Annotated in this window: 17 protein-coding genes and 1 pseudogene; 13 read left to right on the top strand and 5 right to left on the bottom strand. The window is 39.1% G+C overall.

Annotated elements, in window-relative coordinates; genetic code table 11:
- Positions 1-109: 109 nt before the first annotated feature.
- The 8 genes from HHA41_RS07765 to HHA41_RS07795 all read left to right on the top strand — a co-directional run bounded on the left by HHA41_RS07765 (position 110) and on the right by HHA41_RS07795 (position 9597).
- Positions 110-988, top strand: a complete 879-nt coding sequence (locus HHA41_RS07765) for an Abi family protein (RefSeq protein WP_354667273.1) — start codon at positions 110-112, stop codon at positions 986-988.
- Positions 989-995: 7 nt separating this feature from the next.
- Complete coding sequence (locus tag HHA41_RS07770; RefSeq protein WP_168461301.1) at positions 996-1253, top strand: hypothetical protein; 258 nt, start codon at positions 996-998, stop codon at positions 1251-1253.
- A gap of 489 nt (positions 1254-1742) precedes the next feature.
- Complete coding sequence (locus HHA41_RS13200; protein WP_265087828.1) at positions 1743-1874, top strand: hypothetical protein; 132 nt, start codon at positions 1743-1745, stop codon at positions 1872-1874.
- Positions 1867-2310 carry a transcriptional regulator gene (locus HHA41_RS07775; RefSeq protein WP_168461256.1) on the top strand — a complete coding sequence of 148 codons (444 nt, stop codon included), beginning with the start codon at positions 1867-1869 and terminating at the stop codon, positions 2308-2310. The genes HHA41_RS13200 and HHA41_RS07775 overlap by 8 nt, the downstream gene beginning before the upstream one ends.
- Before the next feature lie 11 nt (positions 2311-2321).
- The gene (gene atzF, locus HHA41_RS07780) at positions 2322-4130 is read left to right on the top strand and encodes an allophanate hydrolase (RefSeq protein WP_168461257.1); all 1809 of its coding nucleotides are present in this window, start codon (positions 2322-2324) and stop codon (positions 4128-4130) included.
- Complete coding sequence (locus tag HHA41_RS07785) at positions 4127-5149, top strand: ABC transporter substrate-binding protein (RefSeq protein ID WP_168461259.1); 1023 nt, start codon at positions 4127-4129, stop codon at positions 5147-5149. Before atzF ends, HHA41_RS07785 begins: the two co-directional genes overlap by 4 nt.
- A gap of 126 nt (positions 5150-5275) precedes the next feature.
- On the top strand, positions 5276-7276 hold the full coding sequence (locus HHA41_RS07790; protein ID WP_168461260.1) for a DUF262 domain-containing protein: 2001 nt from the start codon (positions 5276-5278) through the stop codon (positions 7274-7276).
- Positions 7273-9597, top strand: coding sequence for a DUF262 domain-containing protein (locus HHA41_RS07795; protein ID WP_168461261.1), 2325 nt, complete (start codon positions 7273-7275; stop codon positions 9595-9597). Before HHA41_RS07790 ends, HHA41_RS07795 begins: the two co-directional genes overlap by 4 nt.
- Here HHA41_RS07795 and HHA41_RS07800 read toward each other — a convergent pair.
- Genes HHA41_RS07800 through HHA41_RS07810 form a run of 3 tightly spaced genes read right to left on the bottom strand, consistent with a single transcriptional unit; the run spans position 9563 to position 11730 of the window.
- Positions 9563-9892 (bottom strand): multidrug efflux SMR transporter, encoded by a 330-nt coding sequence (locus tag HHA41_RS07800; RefSeq protein WP_168461262.1) that lies wholly within the window; start codon positions 9890-9892, stop codon positions 9563-9565. The two genes, HHA41_RS07795 and HHA41_RS07800, sit on opposite strands and share 35 nt — an antisense overlap.
- Before the next feature lie 12 nt (positions 9893-9904).
- Positions 9905-10786, bottom strand: coding sequence for an ABC transporter ATP-binding protein (locus HHA41_RS07805; protein WP_168461263.1), 882 nt, complete (start codon positions 10784-10786; stop codon positions 9905-9907).
- A complete protein-coding gene (locus HHA41_RS07810) occupies positions 10786-11730 on the bottom strand; it encodes an ABC transporter permease (RefSeq protein WP_168461264.1) in 945 nt (314 codons plus the stop codon). Before HHA41_RS07810 ends, HHA41_RS07805 begins: the two co-directional genes overlap by 1 nt.
- A gap of 566 nt (positions 11731-12296) precedes the next feature.
- Between HHA41_RS07810 and HHA41_RS07815 the strand changes: the two genes are divergently transcribed.
- The 3 genes from HHA41_RS07815 (at position 12297) to HHA41_RS07825 (ending at position 15296) form a co-directional block, all read left to right on the top strand.
- On the top strand, positions 12297-12476 hold the full coding sequence (locus HHA41_RS07815) for a hypothetical protein (protein ID WP_168461265.1): 180 nt from the start codon (positions 12297-12299) through the stop codon (positions 12474-12476).
- A gap of 406 nt (positions 12477-12882) precedes the next feature.
- The gene (locus tag HHA41_RS07820) at positions 12883-14205 is read left to right on the top strand and encodes an NCS2 family permease (protein WP_168419531.1); all 1323 of its coding nucleotides are present in this window, start codon (positions 12883-12885) and stop codon (positions 14203-14205) included.
- An 89-nt stretch (positions 14206-14294) separates the two neighbouring features.
- The gene (locus HHA41_RS07825) at positions 14295-15296 is read left to right on the top strand and encodes an adenosine deaminase (protein WP_168419530.1); all 1002 of its coding nucleotides are present in this window, start codon (positions 14295-14297) and stop codon (positions 15294-15296) included.
- Positions 15297-15394: 98 nt separating this feature from the next.
- On the opposite strand, the pseudogene HHA41_RS07830 reads toward HHA41_RS07825, so the two are convergent.
- Positions 15395-15959, bottom strand: a pseudogene (locus HHA41_RS07830) (cytochrome b).
- Between the two features lie 225 nt (positions 15960-16184).
- Between HHA41_RS07830 and HHA41_RS07835 the strand changes: the two are divergent.
- Positions 16185-16562 (top strand): hypothetical protein, encoded by a 378-nt coding sequence (locus HHA41_RS07835; RefSeq protein WP_168461266.1) that lies wholly within the window; start codon positions 16185-16187, stop codon positions 16560-16562.
- 83 nt (positions 16563-16645) lie between these two features.
- Entirely contained in the window at positions 16646-17227 is a 582-nt protein-coding gene (rnhB, locus tag HHA41_RS07840; RefSeq protein ID WP_168461267.1) for a ribonuclease HII, read from the top strand.
- Between the two features lie 114 nt (positions 17228-17341).
- Here the strand turns inward: rnhB and csrA are convergent, their stop codons facing one another.
- Complete coding sequence (gene csrA, locus HHA41_RS07845) at positions 17342-17596, bottom strand: carbon storage regulator CsrA (RefSeq protein ID WP_168418995.1); 255 nt, start codon at positions 17594-17596, stop codon at positions 17342-17344.
- Between the last annotated feature and the right edge of the window lie 73 nt (positions 17597-17669).

Below are 17669 nucleotides of genomic sequence, written 5' to 3' on the forward strand. Positions count from 1 at the left end.
ATTCATAAAAAAAGAGCGTATTTACATACGCTCTTTTTACAGTATTTTAACTTTTTTTGCTTAACTGACTGGCATTAATAATAAGAAGCCCTTATCTTATGCAGAGCAAGTGCGCCATTTACAATCCAGAGGAATGATAATTCATAATCCTGCTTGGGCTGAAACGATATTGGCCAAGTATGGTTATTATCGTTTAAGTGCCTATTGGTATCCATTTCGTATAAGAGAAAATAGCAAAGCTGTAGAAGACTTTAAAGCAAATACTCATTTTGAGAAGATCATTCAACTTTATGAGTTTGATACTGAACTTAGGCTGCAAATATTTAGTGCTATTGAAATGATTGAAACATTTCTACGTACGAAATTAACGTATTTCATAGCCCATAAATATGGTGCTTTTGGGGTTTATCAGGCAGGGTATTTTCATCCAAAGTTTAATCATCATAGTTTTATAAAAAACTGCGACAAAGAAGTGGAACGTTCCAAAGATACGTTCATTCAGCATTTTGAACAAAATTATATCGACTTTCCCAAAGTGCCTATATGGATGCTTACAGAAGTTTTAAGCTTGGGATCACTCTCATTTTTATATCATGGCTTAATCAATAATAAAGCGATAGGTATTGAAGATAAGAAAGAGATTGCACAACACTTTGCAATCCATCATGAGAAATTAGCAGACTGGCTACACATATTGACTTATATTCGTAATGTTTGTGCTCATCATGGTCGCTTGTGGAACAAAGACTTAGCAATTAAATCAAAATTAGATAAAGATAAAGACTGGCAAGCACCTACCACACCGACTAATCGACGTATTTTCTATGTTCTTTTAATCTTAAAAACCTTACTCAGGCCTACAGGTTTTGAAGCAGAATGGTGTGAACAAATTAATCGGCTAGTTAGACCAATACTCAAGGATGATCATCAGCGTCTAGCCATGGGTTTTCCTATGATGTGGGAATCCCATCCGATATGGAGTTTTTAATAAGTTGATGACCTTAGAAGAACTTATGGCAATTCGTTCAACCGAGAGCCAAGCACGGATTCAACAAATGGCGGAAGAGCGGATATTTGAACAGCGTTCACAGATGAGTCGTGAAGCGCTTGAGATTTCCCAAAAGGAACTCGCTCAAATTTTAATTGAAGACAAAGAACTGCTGAAACTTGCAGAAGAAGCGCAAACTGAAGCAACCGTAAAAATTAGCCTAAATGACCTACGAGCTCAAGTTCACAAAAAACACACTTATTAAAGTTTGATGAGTATAGCCACACTTTGATGCACATACTGAACCCCAATGGTGCAAAATGGTCTATTTTTTAGCCATACTTCATAAAAGCCAATTATCCTTGTTTTTTCCTACTATCGCTATGTGATCAATTTTTCAGGCATTTAGCTTAAAATGTACGCGATTTTATCTTTTGGCATGCTCTATGCTTATATATAAATACAGCATAAATAGAGGAGAGCAATACACTTGGTCACTCAAAATCAAACGCATCAGTTAACCATTCATGTATAAAAACAAGAGCGAGGACATGAGCAATAAAAATGGAATAAACTGATGAAATACTCAACTTACTTTTGCTTTAGAACAAGCCCCATCTTAATGTTATGGGGCTTTTTTTTGCCCATTTACGCAATTTTATTTACCGCATCTTAATAAATAATACTTGGCACGTTTTCTGCATTTTCTAAGTAATACGAAATTATGGTTTTGTAATACCTTGAGGAGATGCACATGAACAGTCCGACATCTAATAAAAAAATGCATCCGTGGCTTCACTTTCTGGTCGAGCTTTTAAGTATTCGTGCTGGATTTCACATTAAACAATCTGCTCATGTTCAGCCGAAGGATAAACAGCGTGCCTAAACAAAAATTGGCACGGATCAGTATCACCGTGCCAGAAACCACCTTACAAGCCATGGATCAAAAAATTGTCGAGCAGCACTATGAAAGTCGCTCACAGGCCATTGTCGACATGATTAATCGTCACCTGATTGATGAATTAGTGATTCGCGATGAAGTCATGGTCGGCACACTGACCTTGCTCTATGACGTCAGCCTCAAACCGCTGCGCAGTCAGCTGGTCGATCTGCAACAACAGTATCTGGCGCAAGTGATTAATTCACTGCATATCCAACTGGCCGATGAAAAAATCCTGCAAGTCATGCTGATGCAGGGTGCAAGCAGTGATCTGAAAGAAATTAGCGAACAATTTATTGCACTTAAAGGCGTAATTAAAGGGCACCTCGAATTGATGGATGCTGTCATGCCGCCTATTCCACAAAATACCGAACACACTTAAGGAGAACAGCTGTGCAAGACTTATGGACAGTGCAGGACTGGCTACACGCTTACCAGAATAACAATATCCAGCTCAGTGACCTAATTCAGTATGTTGCCGAGTTTAAGAATGATGATCATGCCTGGATTTCAATTGCGACAACTGAACAATTACAGGCACAAATTGATGCATTAGCTGGTGCAGATATTGAAAACTTGCCACTTTATGGGGTGCCATTTGCAGTCAAGGACAATATCGATGTTGCAGGCTTTTATACCACAGCGGCATGTAAAGAAGCAGCTTATCTAGCAACTTCTGATGCAACAGTAATCACCAAACTCAAAGCTGCCGGTGCGATTGTTGTGGGTAAAACCAATCTGGATCAGTTTGCAACAGGACTGGTGGGTGTTCGCTCCCCGTACGGTGCAGTGAAGAATAGTTTTAATCCTGAATATATCAGTGGTGGTTCGAGTTCGGGTTCCAGTGTGGTGGTGGCGAATGGTTTGGTACCATTTTCACTGGGTACAGATACTGCTGGTTCGGGTCGTGTTCCGGCAGGACATAACAATATTGTTGGACTTAAGCCGACCAAAGGCTGGTTCTCGACCACAGGTCTGATTCCAGCTTGCCGTAGTATCGATGTGATTTCGGTATTTGCTTTGACTGTGGATGATGCCTGGCAAGTGGCGCAAGTCATGCAAGGTTATGATGCCAGCGATGATTATTCCCGAGCACATCCTCAGAATGTTCCGAGCCAATTTTCCAAAGGCAAAATCGCCATTCCCGATACGCTGGAATTTTATGGCGATGCCGAAACTGAAAAGGCATTTCAACTGGCAATCGAGCGCGTACAAAGCTTGGGTTATGCGGTAGAGCCGATTGATTTTATGCCATTTCAGCAACTGGCATCAGCCCTGTATAATCGCTCTTGGGTTGCTGAACGGACCAGTGCCGTTGAAAAAATGGTAAAACGCGAGCAGACCCATGCCGTGATTGGTCAAATTATTGCACAGGCAGACCAGTTCAGTGCGGTCGATGTCATGCAGGATGAATATGAGCGCGCCCGACTCAGCCGCATCATTCAAAATACCTTGGCGGATTATGATGCCTTGATGGTGCCTACCGCACCGACCATTTATCGCATTGCAGAGGTAGAAGCGGATCCTCTGGTTAAAAACAGCCACATGGGCGCTTATACCAATTTTGTCAATTTTGCTGATCTGTCAGCTTTGGCATTGCCAAATAGCATCCGTGCCGATGGTTTGCCAACCGGTGTGACCTTTATTGCACCCGCCTGGATGGATGAAGCACTGGCCAAATTTGGGCAAAAATGGCAGCAGGCGAGTCAGTTAAATCTGGGAACCTCTGCACGTAGCTATGAAAAAACCACGGAAATTTCATCAAGTCATAGCGTCAAACTGGCTGTGGTGGGGGCGCATCTAACTGGTATGCCACTGAACTTTCAGCTGACCAAGCGTGGTGGCACGCTGATCAAGCAGACCCGAACCACTTCGCATTACAAACTTTATGCTTTAAAAAATACCACTCCGCCAAAACCTGGCCTGCAATACCATGAGAAAGGTTCTTCAATTGAAGTCGAAGTCTGGGACATTCCGCGTGCACTGTTTGGGGACATTGTTGCAGAAGTGCCGGCACCGTTAGGTATTGGCAATGCCCAGTTGATTGATGGTACATGGGTCAAAGGCTTTATTTGTGAAGGTTATGCGCTTGGAGATGCTACCGATATTACTCATTTTGGTGGCTGGCGCGAATTTATGAAATCAAAACAACTTTCAAATACTAAATTTAAATGTGAATGCATAGGGGAAGTCACAAAATGATCAAAAAAGCACTGATGTCAGTCTCTGTACTGTCTGTAATTTTATTGGCAGGTTGTGACAATACTGCCAAAGTTCCTGAACCGAATGCTAAGGCTGAAGGTAGTGTAAATACCAAACCAATTACGATCGGTTATAGCGACTGGCCAGGTTGGGTGGCTTGGCAAGTAGCGATTGAAAAAGGCTGGTTTAAAGAGGCAGGCGTAAACGTAGAGTTTAAATGGTTCGATTATTCAGCTTCGATTAATGCTTTTTCAGCGAATCAATTGGATGCTGTATCGGTATCCAATGGCGATAACTTGGTCATCGCATCAGGTGGTACCAAAGGTATTATGGTCATGGCAACGGATTATTCAGCAGGGAATGATGTCATTATTGCAAAAAATGGCATTAACTCGATCAGTGATCTGAAGGGCAAACAAATTGCGGTTGAGAAAGGTCTGGTCGATCATCACTTATTAAATACAGCACTCGATGATGCTCAAATTGCACAAACTGATGTAACACTGATTAATGCTGTCACCAATGAGCTACCTCAAGTGTTCTCAAGCCCTGACGTTGTTGCTATTGCTGTTTGGCAACCTGTGGCAAATCAAGCGCTCAAATCTGTTGCAGGCTCAAAAATTATCTATTCTTCGAAAGATAAACCAGGCCTAATTTATGACACATTAACTGTGAATATGACGCATTTGTCTGCGCACAAAGAAGAATGGAAAAAAATCATTCAAGTCTGGGATAAAACGGTGAAATACATCAATGATCCTGCCACGCGTTCAGATGCTTTAGCCATTATGGCAAAACGTGTAGGTCTTGATGCAGCTCAATATGCCCAGTTCATTGATGGCACCCATTTATTAGATTTGGCAGCCAACAAGAAAGTTTTTGAGAAATCACAAAACTTTGACTCGATTTATGGCTCTAGTTATCACGTCAATGAGTTTAACTTTAAAAATGGTGTTTACACTACCAAGGTGGATGTGGATGGGGTGATTTATCCAGATTTGGTGAATGAATTACCATAACGGATAGACATGGTATCTCATACTAAAGAATAGCGTCTCAAGGCGCTATTTTTTTATAATAATTTTCAACAGTTTATTTTCATCATTTATAATTTACTCAACATAACAGCAAAAATGGTAAGTTTGATGAAGGATTCAATCGCATTGTTTAATCAGATGCAAAATCTTCTCGACCTGAATCCAGCATTACGTGACACCGCAGAGCAGAAATTAAAGTCTTTATTTCATGAATTAGAGTACATACAGCAACAAGAAGAATTGCCACTACGTCTGAGAAAAATTCAAGAATTAAACAATCTACATTTTTTTGTCGATGCTTATCAACGTGGATACAAATGGAGCAGTATTCAAGTTGAAGCCTTATTAGACGATATTTATGAATTTGGCACAGATAAGGAAAAATCAGATGATTATTATTGCTTACAGCCGATTGTGATCAAGAAAAGGCAGATTGATGGTCAGGATTATTTTGAACTGATCGACGGTCAGCAACGTCTAACTACCATTTACATCATCTTGAGTTATCTCACCAAAGGTTCATTTTTTGAATTACGCTACGAAACTCGTAAGCAAAGTACTCAATTTCTAAATAAGCATATTTTTCAGTTGGCAAATCGCAGTGAAGTGACCTTTGATGAATACGTTGAGCATGATCCAGAGCTGAATAATATCGACAATTATTATTTCTTTAATGCCTATAAAACAGTTCAAGCATGGTTTAAAGCCAAAGCGCAAATCGCACTGGGGATTCGAGAGGAGTGGATCAATACTTTATTAGATGCAACCAAAGTGATTTGGTATCAAGCTGAAAGTCAAAACAATGAACTTGATGATAAAAAACAATCTATTGCGATTTTTCAACGGATCAATCAAGGTAAAATTGCACTAACAAATGCAGAATTATTAAAAGCTTTGTTCCTCAATGCACTTAAAGCGCCAAAAGAAGGCACTAGCGCAGAAACGTTTAAGATTAGACAATCTGAGTTGGCAAACCAATGGGACATGATTGAGCACACCCTACAAAATCCTGACTTTTGGGCTTTTGTTGCACCACATCAGCAAACCAACATCTATACCCGAATTGAACTCTTGTTTGATTTAATCAGTGGAAAATTTGTTGCATCTAAATCCTTGTCATATCAGCAGATACTTCAAAGAAAACAAGAATATTATACCTTTCAATACTTTGTAAAAGAGTTAAGCAATCCTGATCAGACCGTGACCGCGCTATGGAAAAAGCTTCAACAAGGATTTTATCGTTTAAATGAATGGTTTTCAGACGATGAAAGCTATCATCTGATTGGCTTCATTATCGGTCAAAGAATTAAAAGTATTAGTGAACTTTGGACACTTGCAGATAGTCAACGTGGGCGCGAAGAATTTCAAATTAAATTAAAACAGATCATCGCGCAGCATATTCGAAAATGCTTTGGACAAACCCAATCAACCGATCCAAAACAGCCTCTGATATTTGAAGATTTACATTATCTTGATCATAACCCTTCGATTATTTCATTGATTTTACTACTCAATCTTGATTTACATCGCCAACAAAACACACGTTTTCCATTTAAGTCCTATTATGCAGAACATACCATTTGGAGCTTAGAGCATATCCATGCGCAAAACAGTGACATGAAGGACATTAATCTAGAGCATTGGTATAAAGAACAACAGGATCTTTTAGCTCAGACCACGGCTCAAGATATTTCGAGTGAACAAAAAGCGCAAATTTCACAAGCACTTGAAGTTTGGAATGCAGTTCAGACAGCTGAAACTTTAAAAAGCTATGTTGAGTTACAACAGCAGTATCTACAAAACGTCATAGAGCAAAGAACGCATAAATTAGACAATTTATGTTTATTGGAAAAACGCGATAATTCAGTTTTAAGCAATAAAGGTTTTTATAAAAAACGTAAAGCGGTGATGGATTTACAAAAAATAGAGCGTCGTTTTATTCCAATCGCAACACAGTGGGCATTTGCAAAATATTTTAATCCTGACGTAGAGGATTTTACCATTTGGAATCAAAAAGATCGTAATGCGTATCGTGTAGCCTTAATTCAGTGCTGGGAATATTATCAAGAACATTTATTTACAACAGCAGCGAGTGGTGAACAAGCATGAAATACAATTTTTGGTCGCTCATTGCTGAATATTCAATTCGAATTCCTGTCATTCAACGGGATTATGCGCAAGGTCGTCTGCATCCTAAAGTAAATATCATTCGACGTAGTTTTATTGAAAATATTTTGCAGCATTTAAACATGCAATCACAACTCGAACTTGATTTTATTTATGGGGCACAGCAAGAGGGGCATTTGGTCATCCTTGATGGTCAGCAACGTCTTACTACTTTATTTTTATTACATTTTTATTTGTATAGCCTCCAAATGTCAGTCGATCATGAGCAACGCGCTTATTTCAAAAAATTTAATTATGAAACACGACAAAGCACAGGGGATTTTTTAGAAAGTCTGATTGAGCATCACCATATTTGTTTACCCGATCAAAAACAGCAAAAAACGATCTCTATGCGTATTAAAAATGAGGGATGGTATTTTTCAGTTTGGGATTATGATCCGAGCATTCAAGGAATGCTAAACATGCTGGATGAAATTGAAGCGCAAATCAGCAAAAATCATGTTCAAGCTGAGCAATTATGGCAGCGATTAACTCAAGAGTTATGCATCAGTTTTCATTTTTTAGAGATGAAAGACTTTAATCTAAGCGATGAACTTTATATCAAAATGAATGCTCGAGGTGTGCATTTATCTGAATTTGAGAACTTTAAAGCTTGGTTAAACCAAAAAATACCGAGCGAATTTGCTGCAAATTTTTTCCATTGTTTAGATCAACAGTGGACAGATCTATTTTGGTCACTTAAACCTAAGCATCAAGAAAATATTGACGATATTTTATATGAATCTTTTAAAGTCACATGCAGCGGTTTGCTGGCATTGATGCTGAGTCAACAGGCAGATAAAAAAAATTGGGATACAAACCCGCACGCTTTATTGATTGATGATTTAAGAAAAATCATCAACCATGATCTGCAACAAAAGGCATATATAGATGTAAAACGCTATGATGAACTGTTTGATTTGAAACATTGTCAGCAGTTCTATGGCTTTATGAATTTTATTTATGTTTTAAAACATGATTATGTTCAGATCTTTAATCATATTCAGCCGTATCTGTTTGAAGATAAAAAAATCGTCTTACAGCAGTCTTATCAAGCATATATTTTGCTCTTTAATGTCTTTATTTACTGTCAACAGAAAGCTTATCTGGATATCAAATCAATCCAAGAAGATTTAGCGAAGCATCACCAACAATTTTTAGATTATTTTAATATTTCACGCAGAATTGTGATGAATCATGTGCACAATAATTTGAATGATTATGTTGAAAGTATTGCAGCTTTATCTCAGTGGGCGCAGGCAATTGATTTAAACAATGTTATTCAGAGTGTCGCCGTATTTAATGATTTTAATATCAAAATGAGTCAAGACTTTGCTCAGCAAATACGAGAAGAAAAGTATAAGGCTGAATTGATTATTAAAGGTTGGAATCAACAGCAGTTAGAACGTATTGCAGATCAAAAGGTATTTCATGGTCAAATCCAGTTTTTACTCGATTGGAGTCTGGATCCAGACACTACTGCACATGAACAGAAATTTATTCAATATGCAAATAAATTAATCAATTTATTTGAATGTAGTTTGGCAAAAGAAGATGCTAACGATCATTATCTTTTACAGCGCCTGTTATTGTGCTATGGAGATTATTTGCCAAAACGAAGCAGTAAATATACGTTTTGCCAGATGAATTTAAATGGCGACGCTCGATCACACAATGAAAATTGGCGTTTGGTTTTTAATCAAGAAACCATATATATTGACGGTCAAGTTTCAACCTTGCCATTCCTTCAGCAACTTTTAAATGATTTACCTGTGGAGTTTTCACGACAGGATATCATTGAAAAGATAGACACTAAAAAACAAATAATTCACGATTGGCGACGACTTTGCATTGATTATCCGCAAACAATCACGTACACCAAAAACAAATTATTGGATAAAACAGCAACAGACATTCATTTAATTCATCAAGAAAAGCGTACACGGTTTGTTGAATTAAGGAGTTATTGTTTAGGAATCAAACTACGTTCCGTATTTAAAGAACAGTATGCGATTGATTATAAAGACAGCCTATTTGTAGAGTTTCCTAATAGTGTTGAAATTAAAAATGATCAGTTACACCTTTACATTCGCTATGACAGTACAACTGATCGTTTTAAAACTTTTGCTTATTCATCAGCAGGTGATGAACGCATCATCATAGAAAAAGCCTTAGACAAAGATGCCGAGATCTTAGGGGTAATAAATGCATTTACAGCCATTTATCTGTCTAAAGATGCGTGCTCTGAGAAAATACATGAATAATGGCAATACCTGCAATGATAAAGCTTAGTCCAATCATGGCTGCGACATCCAAATGCTGTTTAAAGAAAATCCAGCCCACCGTGGAGATAAATACAATCCCTGCACCTGACCACATGGCGTAAGTCATCCCCATGGGAATGCTTTTCATGGTGAGTGAGAGGAAATAAATCGCGATCAGATAACCAATACACGTAATCACGGTGGGTTGCCACACCGTAAAACCTTTGGATGCATTGAGTGCAGAGGTCGCGATGACCTCTGCCACAATTGCAATCAGTAAATATAAATAAGCCATTGATATACCATTCTATTTACTGCTGCTCACTTTGGTCATTCGCGGAATGACAGGTAAGTCAGCCAATGCAGGATCAAGCTCATCTTCTTCGGCATGAACTAAACGATCAACTTTCTGACGGAGTTTCTTAAATTCAGGCGTGAGCATGACTTCAGGATCACGTGGACGAGGCAAATCTACTTCAATAATTTCTTTGATTTCACCTGGATTGGCTTTTAGTGCCACGATACGGTCAGCCAATAAAATCGCTTCATCCATATCATGGGTCACAAAAATAATGGTGATATCAATGTTTTGCCACAAATCCATCAAATGACGCTGCATTTTTTGTCGTGTATGTGGATCGAGTGCACCAAAAGGTTCATCCATCAATAAAATTTTCGGTTGATTCACCAAAGCCCGAGCAATCGCGACACGTTGCTTCATCCCACCTGAAAGTTGGTGTGGATATTGATTTTCGTATTTTTCTAAGCCAATGATATTAATCCATTCACGGGCTTGCGCTTCTGCTGTGGGGTTACTTTGACCTTTCATTAAAGGGCCAAACATCACATTTTCTTTCACGGATTTCCAAGGGAAAAGGGTATAGCCTTGAAACACCATGCCACGTTCTGGACTCGGGCCTTTAATTGCTTCGCCATCCACCAAAATTTCACCACTGGTATATGGGTCTAAACCCGCAACAATACGGCTAAATGTCGATTTACCACAGCCAGATGGCCCAATCACACAGATAAACTCACGTTTATGAATCTTTAAATCAATCGCATTTAAAATAGTGCGTGTGCTTTTACCATGTTGAAAAGACTGGGTCAGTTGTTTGGCTTCTAAAATCACCGGACGCTGATAAATGGCATCAAAATATTCACGTGTACTGACTTGATTGTTATCCATTAGATTGCTCCTGCTTTCCATTTAAATAGGCGTTGACCAATTTTCATTAAGATCAAATCACATACCAAACCAATGACACCAATAATCAAGATTGCAGCAAAGACATTGTCAAAGTTCTGGTAGCGAGCTTGTTGTGTGATAAACCATGTAATCCCTGATGTACTGCCGATCAATTCAGCAACTATCAAATAAGTCCATGCCCAGCCAAGTAGCACACGTAAATTACGATAAATTTCAGGTAAGGCAGCTGGAATTACCACATGAAATAAGCTTTTGAGTTTATTGGTACCCAAAGTAAAACCTGCTTCAATGAGGCTACGATCAACCAAACGTGTTGTATTTGCGATCAATAAAATTTGTTGAAATAAAGTACCAATAACAATAATGGCAATTTTTGGTGCATCGTTGATCCCTAAAATTGCAACAGCAAGCGCACCGAAGGCAGGGGCAGGCAAATATCGGAAAAACTCAACAAATGGCTCGGTGAGCTGTGAAATTTTATTGGAAAAACCGCATAAAATTCCCAATGGAATTCCGATCAAGGAAGAGATGAAAAACGCGGTAAAGACCAATTGAATACTGTGCCATAAGCTTTGATGAAACCAAGGAGCATTGGCTTGTGCAGGTGGCGTGGTAAATGCTGTCACCAAGGCTTTTGCAACTTCGTGAGGGGCTGGTAAATAAATTGGATTGACTAAGATGCCTTCAGGTGGTGCAAGTCCTGCATCTACGGCTTTTTGTGCTTCGGCATAATAAATACTTTTATCAATACGGCTGTCAACTTGTAGGTAGCTTACGCTGCCTGATTGCGTAATTTGGATTTGTGGATGCCAGATAAATGGCAAATAACTGACTGCACACCAAATCAGAATTGGTATTAAAAAAGACCCCAAGCCAAGTAACATTTTGTTTTTTTGACTGAGTTCGCGTGCAACATAACTCATAATTGCTGCCCCTCAATATTACAATTTTAATAAAACGTAATACTGTGAAAGCAAAATAGATGCCAAATAAACTATGGCAATGCATCGAAGTGCAAAAATATTGGAGTTTCAGGAAATTTGCAAATTGATGAGACTGATGACTGTCCATAAATAGTTACATGCGTGATATTCATACTGATCAAGGTAGCAAGTATAGAAACAATATTTAAAACATAGGGGAAACTGTTTATTGATTCAGCAAATGTACGCTTACATGTCAAGCTCTGGGTATGGTAACAGGAGACAATCATCAAAACTGATTGAGTGTAAGCAAGCGCTTTTAGTTTTAAATCCTTGACTTGAAGTGGCATATTTTAGAGCGTAAGCCTGAGTGAGAACATGGTTTCTGGGTATTTTTGAGGGTATTAAGTGCTACCATACAGTTGAGAAGGCACTTATTTAAAACGGTAACTAATATGCTCAGGTTCATATAGCAATTTAGGGAGCAGTTCTATTTCTAAATAAAAATTACACCTCACATAATTTTTGCTAATATGTATTAAAATTGTTCACCAAAAGTAAATGGCATGAAACACATCCTTATTCCTGTGCTGGTGGTGTTGGTGGTCGTGTTGGGTTACTTGGTCTATCACGAAGAAGCAAAGCGCAAACAAACCGAACTCAATCAGGTTTTGAATGAATCGGCAAATTTATCGCTCAAAAAAGCGGTTAGATCTGAAGTGTCAACCAAACAAGAAACTGATTAAAATTTATAGACTTCAGCTATACAGAGTGAATTACTTAATTTATCAAAGGATTGTGGCTGTCATTTCATCGTAAAAATTTAACTTTAATTCAAAAAACTGGAAATTAAAAAAAATCTCTATGGTATAATTTGCCAATTCAAAAACTCAATCAAGACACATTAAGTGTAGTTGGGTGTCTGATTGAATGGGGTAAAAATGAATAAGGCTGCATAAATGTTATGCGGCTTTTTTATTTACAATCTTGAAAATTGTATCTTGTTAAAATCAAACGCTTGATTGTGAATTAAGTTTATTTTTACTGCGTACTTTTTATGCGGCACTACCATTATTGCAACACAAAACAAGTTTGAGTAATGACTTAAGGTTTGTGCATGTTGCTATTCAGTTCAATTACAGGGGCTAGGTCATGACGACTCCTAATCCATCTTCGGCAGGAATGCTTGAGCGCTTGTTTAAACTTAGCGAAAACAAGACCACATTCCGCACCGAGCTTTTGGCGGGTGTAACCACATTCTTAACCATGTGTTACATCATTATTGTCAATCCGATGATTTTATCTGAAACAGGGATGGATCATGGCGCGGTCTTTGTCGCAACCTGTTTAGCCGCTGCAATTGGCTGTTTGGTTATGGGGATTATTGCCAATTATCCAATTGCGCTTGCACCGGGCATGGGCTTAAACGCTTATTTTACTTATTCTGTATGTTTGGGTATGGGCGTGCCATGGCAAACCGCATTGGCTGCAGTCTTTGTTTCAGGGATTATTTTCATTGCCATCAGCATGTTTAAAATCCGTGAAGCGATTGTCAATGCCATCCCGATGTCATTAAAACTGGCTATTGGTGGCGGAATTGGCTTATTCCTTGCCTTAATCGCACTCAAAAATGCAGGTGTTATTGTTGATAATCCTGCAACCTTGGTTGGTTTGGGGGATTTAAAACAACCTTCAGTTTTACTGGCATTGTTTGGCTTTTTAATGGTGGTGGTGATGCATCACTTTAAAGTTCGCGGTGCGATTATCATTAGCATTTTAGTCCTTACGGCCATTTCAACTGCATTAGGCCTGAGTGAATTCAAAGGCGTTGTAGGTGAAATTCCATCTATTGCACCAACATTTATGCAAATGGATTTTGAAGGTCTGTTTACGGCTAGCTTAATTGGTGTGATTTTTGTCTTTTTCTTGGTTGATTTATTCGACTCTACAGGCACGTTGGTTGGGGTTTCACACCGTGCAGGTTTGTTAAAAGATGGCAAACTTCCTCGTTTGAAAAAAGCCTTGTTTGCTGACTCATCTGCAATTGTAGCGGGGGCAGCATTAGGTACTTCATCCACCACACCTTATATTGAGTCTTCTGCAGGGGTTGCTGCGGGTGGTCGTACTGGTTTAACGGCAGTTATTGTTGGTCTATTATTTATTGCCTGCTTGTTCTTGGCTCCACTTGCACAATCTGTGCCTGGTTTTGCCACAGCACCTGCGTTGTTATTTGTCGGTGTGTTGATGATTCAAGGCATTGTGCATATTGACTGGGACGACATCACTGAAGCAGTTCCTGCATTCTTAACCGTGGTATTTATGCCGTTTACCTATTCAATTGCCGATGGCATTGCGATGGGTTTTATTAGCTATGCGTTAATTAAATTACTTACAGGCAAAGCGAAGTCTGTGCCGTATATGGTATGGATTATTGCAGCATTGTGGGCCTTAAAATTTGCCATGTTTGGCGGTTAATATTCTCAAACAGCAAAAGGGTGTAAACTCAGTTTACACCCTTTTTTCTTTCTTAAATTCTCCCATAAAATAGCAAAACAGGATGAAACATGAACCCATTAGAGTTAATTCGTGCATTGCCTAAAGCAGAATTGCATGTGCATATTGAAGGTACTTTTGAACCTGAACTGATGTTTGCCATCGCGCAGCGCAACCAAATTGAAATTCCTTATCAGTCGGTAGAAGAAGTTAAACAAGCCTATAACTTTCATAATTTGCAGTCTTTTTTAGATATTTATTATGCAGGCGCACAAGTATTGGTGCATGAACAAGACTTTTATGATTTGGCGTGGGCCTACTTTGAAAAATGTGCTGCAGATCGTGTGGTTCATACTGAAATGTTTTTTGACCCGCAAACCCATACCGAGCGCGGTGTGCCATTTGCAACGGTCATCAATGGTTTACAACGTGCTTGCGATGATGCACAGACAAAATTAGGCATCAGCTCACATTTGATTATGTGTTTTTTACGCCATTTGAGTGAAGAGGCGGCCTTTGAAACTTTAGAGCAGGCATTACCTTATAAAGATCAGATTATTGCTGTGGGCTTGGATTCGAGTGAAATGGGGCATCCGCCTGCAAAGTTTGAACGTGTCTTTGCCAAAGCACGTGAAGCAGGTTTTTTAGTGGTGGCGCATGCAGGTGAAGAAGGCCCAGCAGAATATGTTTGGGAAGCATTGGATTTGCTTAAAGTAAATCGTATTGATCATGGCGTACGTTCAGAAGAAGACCCAGTGTTATTGCAGCGTTTAATTGCAGAAAAGATGCCACTCACGGTATGTCCGCTGAGTAATTTAAAGCTGTGTGTGGTTAATGATATGGCCCAGCACAATATTCGTCGCTTATTGCAACAAGGGGTGAAAGTCACAGTTAATTCTGATGATCCATCTTATTTTGGTGGTTATATGAATGATAACTTTATTGCAATTAGCCAAGCTTTAGATTTAAGCAATGATGAACTGAAACAATTGGCAATCAACTCTTTTGAAGCCTCGTTTATTTCGGCTGAAGAAAAACAGAAATGGATAGATCAAATTCAGGCATTGGCTTGAACTTAATGCAATGCACACGATGCTAGATTACAAAAAAAGCAGCTTGATTGAAGCTGCTTTTTGTAGGTCAGTGTTATGAATCGTTTAAAATTAAAGTTCTAGTTTGATGACTTGCCTTGTTGAGTCATACTGCGGAGTACGTCATCTTTATCAATAAAATGATGTTTCAGTGCGGCAAGCACATGACCGACCACCATTACACCTGCAAACCAAGACAAATAAGTATGTACAGGTTTTACAATGGCCAACAGCTCAGGGTTTTTATCCAACAAAGCTGGAATTTCAAATAAATACAGTACAGGCACAGGTTTACCTACGCTCCAGCTAAATAAACAGCCTGTAATTGGAATGGCAATCAGCATGAAATACAAACCCAAGTGCCCCAAATGTGCCAGAGTTTTTATGAATGGTGACATGCTGTTTGGCAGTTGTGGCGCCAGGGTGGGTATAACGCCAAAATAGACGAATCACCATTAAAAATATAATAGGTGTGGCAATATTCTTATGTAAGGTAATTACATCACCTTTAAAGCTACCATCTGACTCATAACTTAAAAAATTACCACTAAAAAAGCCAACTGCCCATGCGGCAATAAATATAACTGCCATCAGCCAATGTAAAACTTGTGCGGTACGGGTGTAATACTGATTTGTCTGTTTCATACTCTGTTTCAGAGCAAAATTGATGTTTGCATGCTAAACAATGCGTTATAGGCAAAAAAGCACCTGTGTGCAACGGAGTGTTGAAAATCTGCAACGCTGCTGAAATGAGGCCAAAAAATAGTGATGGAAATAACAAATCACTATTCCTTCACTGCTGAAGTTTAGGCACAATAGCGGCATTGTAATGATCATCAGATCAAATGATCCTTAATATGGGAAATCTTTATGAAAAAATTACTTGCTGTATTGGCACCTGTAGCATTGGTTTTATCTGCATGTACCACAACCACGGGTACAACCACATCTGCACCAACAGCGACACAACAACTAGGCATGGCTGCAATTAAAATTGCAATTAATGCGAAATGTGTCACTGAGCTAAACAACATTCCTGCATGGCATACTGCAACTCGTGTAATGACACCAAATCAGAAGCAAAATATTCAAGCTGAAATTTGTGGCTGTGTGAGTGAAAAAGCACCACAAAACGTGACTGCAGTTGATTTGGCAACTGCTGCGATTGATCCTGCTGCACGTGCAACAATTGTGAGCAATGCAGTGTCTAGAACCATCAATGCCTGTGTAGCAGAAGCGGTTAGATAAGCTCATTCACTCAAAACTCAATATAGGCACATTATTGTGCCAAAATAGGCTGAATATTCAGCCTATTTTTCTGGAACATAGACATGAAAATTGCAGGTGTAGATGAAGCAGGGCGTGGACCTTTAGTAGGTTCCGTGGTTGCTGCTGCTGTCATTTTAGATCCGAATAACCCAATTGAGGGCTTAAACGATTCTAAAAAACTAACTGAAAAGAAACGTGAAAAGTTGTTTTTTGAAATTCAGGAAAAAGCACTGGCTTGGGCGATTGCAGACGCTTCTGCTGCCGAAATTGATGAATACAATATTTTACAAGCATCTTTGTTGGCGATGCGGCGTGCGGTAGAGGCACTTGCGATTCAACCAGCACATGTATTAGTGGATGGCAATAAAATTCCGCCGGGTTTAAGTATGTCATGCGATGCTGTTGTAGGGGGGGATGCTTTGCATCCAGAAATTTCTGCAGCCAGCATTTTAGCTAAAGTGGCGCGTGACCGTGAAATGATACTGCTTGATCAAGAGTTTCCGCAATTTGGTTTTGCTAAACATAAGGGCTACCCAACCAAAGCTCACTTTGAAGCAATTGCCCAGCACGGTGTGATCGCTGCGCATCGACGTAGTTTTGCCCCAGTGCGTAAAGCGCTGGAATTAATGGAAAACTCACAGTAAGTTTCATGCAAAAATGCTGGAGATTACATTAAAAAATGTGTCACTTTGACAGCATACAGTAGAAAAATTTAAAGCGGCTCAATGGCCGCTTTATATTCAATCACATTTAATCGCTTAACGATTAAAGTCAGTTTGTGAGTAGTTATCTTCTTCAAATGAAGGTTGATAATCTTGATCAAGGTGCTGTAAATGCTCATGCATGGCACGTTCGTGTTGAATACGTTGATAAATTTCTTCACGATGAACCGATACTTCTTTCGGGGCATTTACACCAATACGAACTTGGTTACCTTTCACACCAAGTACAGTCACGCTGACTTGGTCTCCAATCATTAATGTTTCTCCGACACGTCGGGTCAGAATCAGCATGTTTATCTCCTTGCAAAATGCTAAACCTGCATTGATTTTTTAAAGCAAATTAAAAGTCACAACCACATAAAAA

The organism is Acinetobacter sp. A1 (assembly GCF_012371315.1).
Classification (GTDB): Bacteria; Pseudomonadota; Gammaproteobacteria; order Pseudomonadales; family Moraxellaceae; genus Acinetobacter.